The organism is Maridesulfovibrio salexigens DSM 2638 (assembly GCF_000023445.1).
GTDB lineage: Bacteria > Desulfobacterota > Desulfovibrionia > Desulfovibrionales > Desulfovibrionaceae > Maridesulfovibrio > Maridesulfovibrio salexigens.
On sequence record NC_012881.1, the window covers coordinates 130,019 to 144,096 of the forward strand.

General features: G+C 47.3%; 8 protein-coding genes. 1 reads left to right on the top strand and 7 read right to left on the bottom strand.

Annotation, left to right across the window (positions count from 1 at the left end; genetic code table 11):
* Positions 1-2: 2 nt before the first annotated feature.
* From DESAL_RS00640 to DESAL_RS00650, 3 genes are all read right to left on the bottom strand, one after another.
* Positions 3-1,163: a hypothetical protein gene (locus tag DESAL_RS00640; protein ID WP_012765718.1), complete on the bottom strand. Its 1,161-nt coding sequence runs from the start codon at positions 1,161-1,163 to the stop codon at positions 3-5.
* A gap of 40 nt (positions 1,164-1,203) precedes the next feature.
* Positions 1,204-1,800, bottom strand: a complete 597-nt coding sequence (locus DESAL_RS00645) for a 3'-5' exonuclease (protein ID WP_012765719.1) — start codon at positions 1,798-1,800, stop codon at positions 1,204-1,206.
* A gap of 314 nt (positions 1,801-2,114) precedes the next feature.
* Positions 2,115-3,716 (bottom strand): peptide chain release factor 3, encoded by a 1,602-nt coding sequence (locus DESAL_RS00650; protein WP_012765720.1) that lies wholly within the window; start codon positions 3,714-3,716, stop codon positions 2,115-2,117.
* Positions 3,717-3,937: 221 nt separating this feature from the next.
* Between DESAL_RS00650 and DESAL_RS00655 the strand changes: the two genes are divergently transcribed.
* On the top strand, positions 3,938-4,912 hold the full coding sequence (locus DESAL_RS00655) for an SAM-dependent methyltransferase (RefSeq protein ID WP_012765721.1): 975 nt from the start codon (positions 3,938-3,940) through the stop codon (positions 4,910-4,912).
* A gap of 14 nt (positions 4,913-4,926) precedes the next feature.
* Here DESAL_RS00655 and DESAL_RS00660 read toward each other — a convergent pair whose 3' ends face one another.
* From DESAL_RS00660 to DESAL_RS00675, 4 genes are all read right to left on the bottom strand, one after another.
* Complete coding sequence (locus DESAL_RS00660) at positions 4,927-11,328, bottom strand: AAA family ATPase (protein ID WP_012765722.1); 6,402 nt, start codon at positions 11,326-11,328, stop codon at positions 4,927-4,929.
* 189 nt (positions 11,329-11,517) lie between these two features.
* A complete protein-coding gene (locus tag DESAL_RS00665) occupies positions 11,518-12,540 on the bottom strand; it encodes a nickel/cobalt transporter (RefSeq protein ID WP_012765723.1) in 1,023 nt (340 codons plus the stop codon).
* Positions 12,541-12,547: 7 nt separating this feature from the next.
* On the bottom strand, positions 12,548-13,150 hold the full coding sequence (locus tag DESAL_RS00670) for a DUF1007 family protein (RefSeq protein WP_012765724.1): 603 nt from the start codon (positions 13,148-13,150) through the stop codon (positions 12,548-12,550).
* A gap of 101 nt (positions 13,151-13,251) precedes the next feature.
* Positions 13,252-14,064 carry a TetR/AcrR family transcriptional regulator gene (locus DESAL_RS00675; RefSeq protein ID WP_245543770.1) on the bottom strand — a complete coding sequence of 271 codons (813 nt, stop codon included), beginning with the start codon at positions 14,062-14,064 and terminating at the stop codon, positions 13,252-13,254.
* Positions 14,065-14,078 lie beyond the last annotated feature (14 nt).

Consider the following 14,078-nt stretch of genomic DNA (forward strand, 5'->3'; position numbering starts at 1 on the left):
ATTTATTGCTTGAAAGTGCAGCGGGAATTTGCACAGGAAATAGTTCCCAAGGTCTCGCCCGCAGTATTTTTGAGCACGCACTTCTTATATGCGTAACCGCTGGCGGCATAGTAGTCGGTGATAAGCTTAAAAAGCTTGCGGTTGGCAGAAGCCGACTTACCGTCCAGTGCGTTATTGTTGATAGTTGCGTAGAGAGTTGCTCCGCGGTTGCTGCTCTTGCTGATCAGCTTTTCGCCTGAGCTGATGTACAGGTTCATGAACCTTTCCAGTCCTTGCTGCTTGGACTCATATGCAACCAGTTTTTTGGTGTACAGGGTAGAGTGCGGAGCAAGTTTCTTGAGTGCTTTGTAGCCGTTGATGTTCTGTTGGATTTTAAATCCGGGCAGTGACTGAACATGGCGCATGAGCAGTTCTTCTTCGTTTGTTTTCAGGATATCCTGATAGTCTGAAGGACAGCTTGCCTGCCTGCTGCTGAGATCTTCGCTATAGGCGATTACGCACATTTTCTTCTCCGGTTTCGGAGCTTCCTGCGCGATGGCGCTCATGAAATCTTTGGCTGTCTTGAGCGGTGTGTCACCGGCAACCACAAAGAGGTAAAAGTCTCGCTTGATCTTGAGGTCGACGATGTTTTTATTCTTAGGAAATTCTTTAAGACAACGAGCAATATATTCAGCCCGTGTTTTTACAAGCTCAGCTCTTTTAGAGTAATGCTGCTTTCGAGTTTTGTAGTAATTATTCTGGGGCGCAAGTTCGGAGAGTTTTTCATAGCCCTTCAGGTTTTCATCCACCTGAACGGGACTGAGCTTGTATACGTAGTCATAAAGCAGCTTGGTCAGCTCATTTTTAGACATGGAAGCCGAGGATACATTTTTGATTTGGTCAAAGTTGCTATCCATTACGGCAACGGCAACTCCGGAAAAATCACATGCGCCGACATTTTTTTTGCGGAGTTTATTTATCTTGGAAGCAACGCTGACCGCTTGTTTCTTGCTGCCTTCCTTAAGGATGGCCAGAAAACCGCCATCATTTCGGACTACGGCATTCACACCGGAAATATCTTCAAGTTCGGCTTTGAAAATATCCGCACAGTCCTTCTGTGCAAAAGCCGGAAGAACAGTAACTATCAAAATGAAGAGGGTGAATAGAATAGATCTGGCTTTCATAGCAATATCCTTTCCGGTAGCAAATTTTATTCGCGGAAAATTAAAGGACCCCGAGATCCTGAAATTTCAGGTAAATCTCACGGCTTACCCAAGCATCTGTAGCAGCATAGGTTATCTGCTGCGGGGTCAATTCCTTGCGGCCCCAGTTGGAGCATTGTACACCCTTGGAGATACGGAATCCAAGCAGATTGGCTGCGAGATTGCGCAGACCGTTAGTCTGCATTTCCAAGGATCTGGCCAAGTCGCCGAGGTCTACGAAGCCTTTGCCCTCAAAAGGTGAAACATCGCGCAATTCTTTGACATCATTGATCACCGCCACTCCGGTTTTGATTATATCGGCAGAGGAGAGAACTTCCTTAATATGATCTGAAAGGGAAATATGATTAAGGTGAAGCAGGAAAACGCAGTCTTCAGTTGCCAGCTGGATCAGGGAAGGAGGGTAGGAAACCCCTTTGCGGAAGACCGGACGGGTCTCGGTATCAAAGCCGAGCAGTTCACAGCGGCTCAATTCTTCGATTGCAGCCGGGACATCCTCTTCACGGTCAATCAGTTTTATCGGCCCTTCGTACTGTCGAAGGGGCATTTCGTTAATTTCGTCTTTGGTAAATTTTCTTTTATATTGTTCAGGTACTTGCATATAAAAATAGCCCGGTAGTAATTACATTTCCTTACATGGAAACAAAGAATTCCTACCGGCCCGTGATGCTTCAGGTGTGGTATGTCCTGAAAAACCACGGGCGAGCAGGATAAAAAGTATCTCTTCTGAATATTAGCCAAACAAGGCTTCGTCAACCCCCAGACCTTTTATAAAGCAGCATCTGGGGCGTAAAACAGCATAAACCTATTAGGGATTCCAAAGGGGCTTAGTCCCTTTGGTCCCCCTGAAAGGTCCCTCGGAGAGTCGCCGAGGGCATTGAATTTTCAACATCGCGCGAAGCGCACCAACTTAATCTATTGATGCTCGCGGGTCTTGTTAAAATTGATTTTAGGCCATTCTTCTTCAGCCTGCTGTAAACGCCACTGGCTGGGAGCGAGGAAGGTCAGGTTGTCGTCACCGTCAAGGGCAACAAAACGCGGGTAACGCTTCTTGATCCCGTCGATTTCTTTCTGTTCGTCACTGCCGATCCAGCGGGCGGTGTGGTATTCAACCGGTTCGTAGAGAGCGGCTACACCGTATTCATCTTTAAGGCGGGACATAATCACATCGAACTGGAGCAGGCCGACTGCACCGAGAATCTTATCGTTGTTACCCAGCGGTTTGAAGAGCTGTACAGCACCTTCTTCGGCTAATTGGTGTAGACCCTTGTCGAGCTGCTTGCTCTTGAGCGGGTCCCTAAGGATAACACGGCGGAAATGTTCAGGGGCGAAGTTGGGAATTCCGGTGAACTTCAGTTCTTCCTTGGTCCCGGTGAAGGTATCTCCGATCTTGATGGTTCCGTGGTTATGAACCCCGATGATGTCTCCGGGATAAGCTTCTTCAACACCGGTTCTGTCCTGAGCCATGAAAATAGTGGCGTTGGCGATCTGTACATCTTTGCCGATGCGGTGGTGGCGGACTTTCATGCCGCGTTTGAATTTACCGGAACAGATGCGCATGAAAGCGATGCGGTCACGGTGAGCGGGGTCCATGTTGGCCTGAATTTTAAAGGCCACAGCAGAAAATTCGGATTCAAAGGGCGAAACTTCGCGGGTTGTGGTTGCTCGCGGTTTGGGATGCGGGGCAAGTTCTACAAAGGAATCCAGCATCTCCTGAACACCGAAGTTGTTGATGGCACTGCCGAAGAATACCGGGGTCTGCTTACCTGCCAGATAGCGTTCCTTATCAAAGGGGTAGCCTGCTCCTTCAAGCAGTTCCAGCTCTTCACGGAGGGAGTCAGCCTGATCGCCGAGCAGCTCGTCAAGGCGGGGATCGGAAAGGTCTTTGATTACCTCTCCTTTCTGAATACCGCCGCCGTGAACGGCGGAGAAAAGGTGCAGTTCGCCTTTGTGGATGTTGTAAGTTCCTTTGAAGTCGGACCCCATACCGATGGGCCAGCTAAGAGGCGCACACTCGATGTTCAGGGTCTCTTCGATGTCCTGTAGGAGATCGAAAGGATCGATACCTTCGCGGTCCAGCTTGTTGATGAAGGTGATGATGGGTGTGTCGCGCATACGGCAGACTTCCATCAGCTTCTTGGTCTGAACCTCAACACCCTTGGCGCAGTCGATGACCATTAGCGCTGAGTCTACAGCGGTGAGCACGCGGTAGGTATCTTCGGAAAAGTCCTGGTGACCGGGGGTGTCCAGCAGGTTCACCTCGTAGTCATGGTAGTTAAACTTCATAACCGAGGTGGTTACGGAAATACCACGCTCCTGTTCCATTGCCATCCAGTCGGATGTGGCATGGCGGGCGGCTTTACGGGATTTAACTGTTCCCGCCATCTGAATTGCTCCACCGTAGAGGAGGAGTTTTTCGGTCAGGGTGGTTTTACCGGCATCAGGGTGACTGATGATACCGAATGTACGGCGGCGTTCTACTTCTTTTTTGATATTGGGATCTATATTCTGGGACATGATAGTTCCTGTGTCTTGATTATATTTTGATCGTGGCGGGGAACTCTGGTAAAGGCGTTTTGCCATTAGTTATAGATACGTTCACCGCAAGTGCTGGATTGTCCGTATCAGGATTAGCGCAAAGGTCAAGTCTTAGATTGCCCCAATTCAGTGGTAATAGATTGTAAAAAGCGGTAGAATTGACTTTCATCAGCAGTATAAAATCAAGGCAGGTATGGATAATGATCAAAAAAGCCAGTTTGCGTTTATTGCAGCGTCCAGCAATGGAAGAGACTGTTTTGCCGGGAGAAATTTATCGCCGGACTTCTTTGAATGATGATCTTGCCGAGGCCGGTAATCCCGCAGTTGAACTGAACGGCCCGTTGCTGATGAATATTATGGTGAAATTTTTTCATGCCTATGTTTATCCCGGTTCCCACGAGCAGGTGCTGGAGCTTAATGATATTTCTCTGCTTTTTGACCGTTTCGTACACCGCAGGCTGGGCAGCGATGTGCTGGAAAATTGTCTTGATCTTCGCAAACGTCTTTTGTCCTACGGATTTGCCCTGTGCATGCTGGCTGACCTGCCCAAGAGCGTGCATATATTCAAAGCTATCGCAGAAGCCAAAACGCAACTGGACGGGGAGCCGTATACCGGGCTGGATATCGGTTCCGGCACAGGTGTCCTCATGCTGGCTATGGATGTGCAGGCCAAACGCAATGGTTTTGAGAGCTCTTCGCTGGTAGGCATAGAACGTAATCAGATTGTCGCGGAGCGGACCAATGAAGTGCTTGGGAACATGGGGCTGGGTAATGTCCTTGTGGCCGATGCGAAAAAAAAGGACAGCTACGGTTTTTTGGAAGGCAGAAAGCTCCACTATATTTGCAATGAGACCCTTCCCGGTGCCGGACGCAGTTTGTGGAAGGAAGATTTTATTTTTATAAGCAAAACCCTTTTCGATGGCTTGGAAGAACACACCTCAGATGCAGGATGTTTCCCCGAAGCTGTGCTGGTAGGACGGTCGCCTGAAGAAATGCTGACCGTATTGGACAGCTCTACCGGATTTCAGCTCAAAGACGAAAAGTATCCTCTCAGGCTGATGAAACCCTACGGGATTAGTTTGTCCGGTGAGATGACCGGCCTTGAGGATGTCGGGCAGGCTTATGAATCATTCATCCCTTCAAGTTGGAAGGCTGTTTTGACCCGCCGCTGGTAGTCATCTTATGAGGACTAACCAAGGTATTCTTTCAGAATCCGGAGCAGTTTTTTCTTTTTAACCGGTTTAGCCATGTGTGCTGTGCAGCCTGAAGCAAGAGCACGTTGCTCATCGTCCTGAAAAGCATTTGCTGTCAGGGCCATGATCGGAGTCGGCGTGAGTTGGTTTTCCTCTTCGTATTGTCTTATCGCTTTTGTAGCTTCGTAGCCGTCCATAATCGGCATCTGGATATCCATTAGAACTATTCCGAATTCTCCTTGTTTGAATTGCTCAAGACCTTCCTGTCCATTCTCCGCATAGGTTATTATATATGGAGTATCCTTGAGAAAAAGGTCGATTACCATGCGGTTGTCTTCCGAATCCTCAACGAGCAGAATAGATAATTCTGAGCTTGTTCTTTCCTGCGAAGACTCTATTACTTCGATCATTTCTACTTGTTTGGAGTCCAGTTCATGTTCGTTTTCTTCATGATCTTCAGGAATAATGTTGCAGGTCTGGGCGTAGCGCAAGTCTTCCACTATCGCTTGTGGATGAACAGGTCGGTGAACATAACTTGCGCAGAGTTGTTTGGCCCTTGCAGTTGCTCTAGGCTGGGGTTTTGCCTCCATGATCATCATCAATTTCCAGCCTTGACAGGGACCATGCTTCAGCTTTTTAAGTATTTCAAAGCGGTCATCTTCCCCTTCCGGATTTCCGACCAGCAGTACTTTGTTTTCGTAAGCTGAATATGAAATTTCCGTCGCAAATGACGATGATTCCCCCAGACTCTCTGCTGAATAAACTTTCGCACCTAGGTCGCTAAGGCTGAGGCTGAGGTAGTCACGGCATATGCATTCCCGGTCCACAAGGAGAATTGCACAGTTCTTAAGCGGAATATATTCTTCCGGTTGAATGGGAAATTTTGCATTGATAGTGAAGGAAAAATCAGCTCCTTCACCTTCTGTGCTGGAAACGAAAATACCACCTCCCATGCTTTCCACCATGCGGCTGCAAATGGATAAGCCCAAGCCGGTTCCACCATAATTACGGGTTGTAGAAGAGTCTGCTTGCGAAAAGGTGTCGAAAATAGAATTCATTTTTTCTACTGGAATACCTACTCCCGTATCCTTTACAAGAAAACGCAGATATCCGTTTTCAGTAATGCCTGCTTCAAATATAATGGTTCCTTTTTCCGTAAACTTAAGAGAGTTACCAACCAGATTTACAATTATTTGGCGCAGGCGGGTCGGATCGCCTGTGATGATTCGTGGAACTTCCGGGTCGATGTACCAGCAGAAATCAACGCTTTTTATCTGAGCCCTGAGAGCAAAGATGGAGCCTATTTCCTCAAACAATTCTTCGAGGTTGAAATCGATTTCTTCAAGGTCGATCTGTCCAGCTTCAATTTTCGAGAGGTCGAGAATATCGTTGATTAACAGAAGCAGGTTTTCTCCCGCGTTCCTGAAAATTTTTACATAGTTTCGCTGAATTTTGCTCAGCCTTGATTCCCATAGCAGGTCTGCCATTCCCAGAATTGCATTCATGGGAGTTCTGATTTCATGGGACATGCTGGCAAGAAAATCACTTTTAGCTTTGTTGGCTGCATTGGCGGCGACTTTTTCTTTCTCGAATTCCTGAGCTTTTCTTTTTTCCGTGATGTCCTCAAGAACTCCTTCAAGACAGTTCTCTTTGTTGCCGTTTCTTTCCATTGAGGCGGTCATATTTACCCAGATAGGAGTTCCGTCCTGTTTGCGCATGTTAATTTCACGGTCACGCACTATGCCGCCTTCAAGGAGTTCATCCAGAATTTTTTGATGCATTTGCGGTTCTATATACAGTGTCCTGACTTGGGTTTTGCGGAATTCGTTCCAATCGCGGTAGCCGAACATTTCGGCAAGAGCTCTGTTGGCTTTAAGCAGGAGTCCATCCGCATCAGCTTCAGCCCTGAAAACGCCTACGTTGATGCTTTCAAGAAGGGTGCGGTGCTGGGTTTCCGAATCGCGGAGGTCGGAATAGAGCCGTGCATTCTGGATAGAAATAGCAGCCTGAGAACAAAGCAGATTCAGTACTTCCAAGCGGTCATCTGTGAAGACCCCCGGGCTGAGGTTGTTCTCAAGATAAAGAACACCGCGCATAAGTTGCTGGTTGATGACCGGCATGGCCAGAATGGATTTGGGTTTATTCCTGATGATGTAGCTGTCAATTGAGAACGGCCCTTGTGTTCCTGCATCGCGCAGGACAATGTTGTCTTTGGAGCGCAGCACATAGTTTACAATACTTTTGCAATATAATTCCTGATCCGGGTCTGGATTGGTTTTGGTAGTGATTCCGTGCTCTGAAACAAATGCGTGGGAGGTAAGTTCAAGTCTGTTTTTATTGTTAAGGAGCAGGGTTGCTTTTTGCGCGCCGGCGTTCTCGATTACAATGCGCATTAATTTGTCCAGAAGACGGTTAAGGACAATTTCTCCTGAAATAGCTTGAGAAGCTTTAAGTACAGCTGAAATGTCCAAGGAATGTGGTCCATTTTCTCCTGTCGTGTCGCTGTGAGAAAATCCTGTCTCGGTAACTTTGTGCAGTTGTGGATATTCGTTGAGCAATCGTTGGACCTTTGCTGAAGCCCCCCATTCTTCGTAATAGTGACAGGCCTCGGCAAGTATCGCTATGGCAGACCTGCTTCCACCTATGCTAAAGTGAAATCTGCCGGCCAGTTCGCAGGCAAGTGCTGCAAAACTATTGCATCCTGCTTTGGCACTGAAGCTTATTGCCTCTTCGTATAAGCCCATCGCCTTGCTGTTGTTGCCTTTGATTCTGGCTAACTCGGCGCTACCGAGCAGGTATAGGTGGCGAAAATTTTCCGGACAACTCTTTTCCCATTTCTCCAATCTGGATAAGGAATGATTAATACGTTTCAGGTACGTCCTGCGTGTTTTTGAAGATTCTTCGTTGAAAAGGGCAGCCATATTTATGATGGCCAGCAGGTGGAAAATAGCAACTGAATACATACCGAAAAGAGCTTTTTCCACATTGTCGTAGAGGTTGTTGACGTATTCAATTGCTTTTGTGTGGTAACCGAAAAAGGAGAGGGTTATCAGTTTGGATGTTGCAGTCCATTTTTCAACCACTTCAGAACCGCTGCTCTTGGCTATGCTGAGGAGGCTTCCTTCACGGAAGTTGTCATCATCGAGATAGCCGGGAGTGTAGGTTTTTCCTTCCATGCTTTTGCACATTTGCAGAGGAAGGTTTATCGCCCCTGAACTCAATGAATTTTTATTTTTTTGAATGAAGTTCAGATAGCGTCCTGCAAGACTGTAAACTTCCTCAATGGAATGTCCTTGCATGAATTTGAGTTGAACTGCGAAGTATCCGGCATAGCGGGCATAGGTGTTGTCACCGTTCATGAGGCCGCTGTGAAAGGCTTTATCCAGAGTGTTAATATTCTCCTGCAAAGGGACATGCCAATGATCGTGTATACCTCCACGAAGAGTATTAATTTTTGTTTCAAGTTCTGTGTTGCGGAATTTTTTGTTCAATTCCACGGCAAGTCTGGTGAATTCTTTTGATTTTTTAAATGAAAAATTCTTGGAAGCCAGAAACATGGCGTAAAACATGTAACCAAATGAAGAGTATGGCCCGTTACCGTGTTTTACGGAAAATCGAATCATCCGCAGGACAATAAAAAAAACGAGTTTTTTGTTGAACATGTATGCCGGGGCAATTGTATGCATCAGCAGTCGCATTACTTCCAGATTATCAGGGGAGTCCATTTCCGGAAGGTTATATAATTGCAGGGTCTTTTTTTTGCCCAGCACGGCTTTTGTTTTCAACAGCTCTGCTGCGATGGCGGTTTTTCCGGGAAGTTGGGGAATAATGACATCATAATGCTGAAGTGTATCCAGCCCTATTTTTACTGCATCATGATATCGTCCCTGATCTGAAAAAAGCTGCATTCTCGACAGTTGTGCTTTTGTGGTATCCTTGCGGTTCTGTGAGTGTCCGATCATGTTTTTGAAGACATTTTCAGCCTGCTTCCCAGATCCATTGAGGAATTCGCACTCATACCAGTCAAGATGGAGATCAAAGCTCGTTCTGTAGCTTGTTTCCCAACCATCGCTTCCAATAAGGAGTGCTGCTGTTGAAAGGTAACGGGAGGCTGTCTCAAATGCGGAACTTCGTTTTGCTTTACGTCCCGCCTTTGTGAAGACCATTGAAATTTCTTTTCTTTCCTGCGGATCCGTTATGGCACTGATGCAAAGGCTGTATTGGGCGGCAATTTCAAAGCTGGCTTCATCTATTTCATCGGCTGAATAAATGGCGAGCATTGCCCTGCCTATATTGTGGTGCAGTGTTGTTTTCTCTGAAGCATCAAGCATGGAATAAGCTGCCTGCTGGACTCGATCATGCATGAAAGAAAGAGAGTATGGGCCGGATTGTTCTTTTAAGTCAGTTAGGGAAGTAAAGCCGTCATCAGAAATGATCAGCCCTTCGTGCAGGGCCATGTTCAAGTAGTCCAGAGTGATCTGTTCCGGTAAATCTACGAGGCTTGTAAGAATACGCAGATCGAATTTGCAGCCGATCCCTGAGGCAGCTTTTAGAATATCCTGTCCTTCAGGCGGCTGGGTCATTATTTTTTCCGCCATTAGTTCCACAAGGTTTCCATCCATGGAAATATTTCGGATGGCATTGAGGTCCCATTCCCAGCGGGTTTTGTCATTATCGAAAGTTATGAGATCTGCGCGGTACATATTAAGCATATATTCACGGACGAAGAGAGGGTTTCCGCCTGTTCTGCTATATACCATACGGGCAAGTTCTTCCGTTCTTTTCCGGTCAGTCTTTAATGTTCTGCTGATAAAGCCGTGAACATGGTGCAGCTTTAGCCTGTTCAGTTTCAAGCTGCTGACTTTAGGACTGAGCTCTTCAATCTCCTCAATGCGGGATTTGATCCCTTCATTCATGGGCAGGTTTGTTCGATACGCGCATATAAGCATGAGGTGTGATGTCTCTTGATCTTCAAGCAACCGCTTTATTAGTTGCAGGGTAGAGATATCCGCCCATTGCAGATCATCAAGAAATAGAACCAGAGGTTTGTCTATACTTGGGAAAACTTTAATAAAATTTTTGAATGCAAGGTTGAATCTGTCCCTTGATTCCGTGGGGCTCAATTCGGCAGGAGCTGGTTGTTTCCCGATAAGGAGTTCAAGCTCGGGAAGGACTTCATTTATGAGGCTGGCGTTTTGCTCCAGAACGCTTGTTATCCTGTGCTTCCAAGCATTGATCACCGGTGTCGGGCTGGAGAGTCTTTTGCGCAGCAGTTCCTTAAATGCCTGAATCAGGGCGCTATAAGGACGATTGCGCCGGAACTGGTCAAATTTTCCGGAGATGAACTCTCCATTATCTTTATAAACATGTTTGCTGAAAGAATTGATCAGTGAACTTTTACCTGTTCCGGCTTCACCACTGATAAAAATAGTTTCGCAACTGCCCAGAACAACTTTGCTGAAGGATGCTTTCAGTTCATTGAGTTCTTCTTTTCTACCGAACAGCTTGCGTGAAAGGATGAAAGTTTCGGATATATCCTGATTGCCCGGAGTGAATTGATCGAATTTATTACCGCTTCCGATGAGATTCATGCATGCTTTCAGATCTTGCTTAATGCCATGTGCAGACTGATAGCGGTCTCCGGGGTTCTTGGAGAGAAGCTTCATTATTACCGCTGACAGCGGGGAAGGGATTTCCGGGTTTATACTGTGCGGAGTAGGTGGTTCTTTGGCCAGATGGCAATGAATCAGTTCGAGATCATCCCTGCTTTCAAAAGGTTTTTGTCCGGTGAAAAGTTCGAACAGGGTAATGCCCAGTGAATAGAAGTCTGACCTCCTGTCCAACTCTGTACTGACCCTGCCGCTTTGTTCAGGGGATATGTAGGCAATGTTGTCCGGGGATATGATTTCCGCTGAAGTTTGTGGAAACGAATCCGCAATACGGGTGCTGTTTTGCAGGTTGGTCAGCAAAGCTTCGCGGTAATCCGGCGCTATGGCAATACTGTCCGGCCTGATGCTGCGATGCAGGAAACCTTTAGTATGTACCAGGCTGATAGAGCTGGCAATGCGGAGCGCAATTTGCAGTTTCTGGGCGAGGTCTGCCGTAGACTTCGTTATCAGGGAACTGAGCAGGTTGTATCCCTTATCTTCCAGAATAAGGGCCAGAGAGTTGTCGGTCCGGTGAAGGGTTACTGCCGGGACGATGCCCGTGTTGCCGATTTCCTGAGAAGTGGCATATTCATTTTTCAGCCCTGTTAAAAGCCGGGGGGAGGGCAATTCGGAGTTAGGGTATTTTATGAGAACCGGAAGGTCATCATATCCCCTGACAGCCCTGCAAAGAATCATGTCATTTCCTTCATACAAGGAGGTAACATTTTCATATCCGGCAAGATTGATCATCGTCAGAATTCTCCCATGACGTCAGTTGGATATCCCGGCAAGGGCTGAGAATATAAATATATTAGATTATAGCTGGTTTCTTTTTGATTTCCTGTCGGCAGCACCGTGATAGGGGGCTGGTTATATTGATAACATTATTGACGGAATATGTCATGGCTGGATTTTAAAAAGAGTACAGGTCCTGCTTTTTTAGCAACAATGGGCGCTGAGCATGAGCAGGCCGAAGCTTGCAATGACTATCGCGCCGAGCAGGGAAAGAATTGAATAGGCAATGCGCATCTTCCGCGCAAAAGGATTGCTGTCCATGGCGTTACGTGCTTTTGCTGCAACGAGGGCGAAGACAGAAGTGGTCACGGCCATGCCTGTGGCCAGAAAGACCATAGCGGCAAGCCCTGCTGGGAGAATGCCGGTGGAAAGGGTGTAGACCAGAATAATGGCAGCTCCCGGACAAGGCACAATACCGGTTACAAATGCAACGGTTGCAATTTCCTTAAGTGACCCACGGCTTTTCACTTCGCACTCTTCGCGGTCATTCTTCTTGAAAGAACGCAGTGCCTCAATAATCAGCCAGAAACCTATCAGGGCTACCAGTCCGTAGCTGGCAGTCTGTAATTGGCGGTTGAAGTTTTCAAAACCGGACATTCCCTTATCAAGGAAAAGATAGGCAAGGCAGACCGCTGCGGTTGCTGAGCCCACATGTACAAGGGTTATTACCCAGGACATGAAAGATGCTGCGAACATGGACCCGCCACGAGAGATAAAATAGGCGCAGACCACGGATTTACCGTGTCCCGGACCTACTGCGTGGACTATTCCATACAGAAAGGCAAAGACAAGGAACATCCAGAGCGATTTGCCGAATGGATCTTTTTTTATCTCCCGCGCAAAACCGGTCAATTGGGCTCTGATTTCTTTTTGCAGCATGGTTATTTTAAACATTACCTTGCTGTAAATCCCTCCGGTCCAGTCCTTTTGTACACTCTGTGGTGCCGGAGCCGGGGATGCTTTGCCGAACGGAGATTGGGCGGGAGTTGCTTTGCCGAATGGAGAGGATGTTGGCTGACGTGTGTTCTCCAGATGTCCGGCTTCCTGTTCTTGCTTTTTGGGGGCAAGGAATGGGTTGGTTGCCTGTGCTTTTGATTCTGTTGCTGAGAATGCGAAAGCGAGAGTAAAAGTCAATATCAGAGTGAACAGGGTGTTTGCGTTCTTCATAATTTTACTATTTGGGCTGCATGGTCAGTACTGCTGCTTCCGGAACAATTTGGTCGTAAAAATATGCCATTTCAGAAACCGGCTTTAGATCAAGTCCGGTATTAAATTTTCCGTCTGAACCGAGTACCTTGTTTTTGGGGTCCATCTGGACTGCAGTGTAAAAGCTTTCATCATAGATGGCGACCATAACCACATGTTTGGCGTCGTCAGTTATGTTGAGGGGAACAAAGAATTCATAAACAAGGGTTCCCTCTTCAATGGATGGCTTGAACTGAACAGCTTCCACTGGTTTACGTTCATTGCCGTCCACGAGGATGCGTGTGAAGTAATTGAAATTCTGGAGGTTAACAAAAGCTCCTTGCTCGATTGCGGTTGCCTCATCCGGGGAAAGCTTATTGTCATGGTTCTTGTCAAAGTCACCGAGGATCATGGCTGCGAACATTTCATCGAACCACCATTTCTGGCGTACTCCGCTGAGGCCGTTGTCATCGAATTCAAAGGTCAGGGAACAGTCCACAAATACATGCGGATGGGCGGATGCTTTTGTGGGGCTAAGCAGATAGAGAGCCATTGCACCCAGCAGGAGAAATATAACTGAAGCTTGTTTCATGCACGCAAGATGGAGGAACATGGCAGATGTGTCAAGCAGGGAACAGAAAAGCCGCGCACCATAGATGGTGCGCGGCTTTTCTGTATGCAGAAATATGGAAACTAATCCCGGGCCCTGATGCTGCGGACCACGAAGTCTGTGGTTTCCTCGTAGAGGTTGGGCAGGTCGTAGGGGGAGAGGAATCTGGTCCTGACCGTACCGACAATGTTGGAATAAACAATGGTTGTGGTGTCATCCACGGAAAGACTGCGGATGGAACCGTCTTCAATGCCGCGTTCCACTGATTCGCGGATGACATTCAAGAGCTGCTGGAATTTTACTGCAATGCGGGTTCTGTCCAGTTCAATCTGAACATCGGAAAACGGAGAGCATCGCAGTAGCACCGGAAAGGTGTTGCGGTGTTGCAGGGTATAACTCAAGTAGCTGCGCATGAAGGTCTGGATTCCGTCCAGTCCGTTTGCTGCTTTGCGGGTCTCCGTACTGAGATACTCAGTGAGGTCTTCAACAATGGCCACCCCGGCGGTGATGAAGAGCTCTTCCTTTGATCCGAAATAGTGGGAGACAAGTCCGAATGCCACGCCCGCCCGTTCGGAGATCATCTTTACTGTGGTTCCGGCATAGCCGTAGCGTCCGAAAATCTCCTGCGCTGCATATAGAATTGCGTCTTTTTTATTTTTACCTTTCATGGCCCCTCGCTGGCACGTTAAAGGTTCACGGTCAGGCTTTATCTTGGAATGGACCGGGTAAAGTCTGCCGTCATATGTTTGCTCGCTTGCGGTTTTATAGGCCGGATTGATTGTCCGGTCAAATGGGGGAGGCTCTTTCTTAGCAGTCTGACACGGCGGACGTGAGTTACCTGATTCACGTCCGCCATGTTTTATATCCGTTGTTTTTGAAACTGAGGTTATGCCCATGAATCATGGGATTC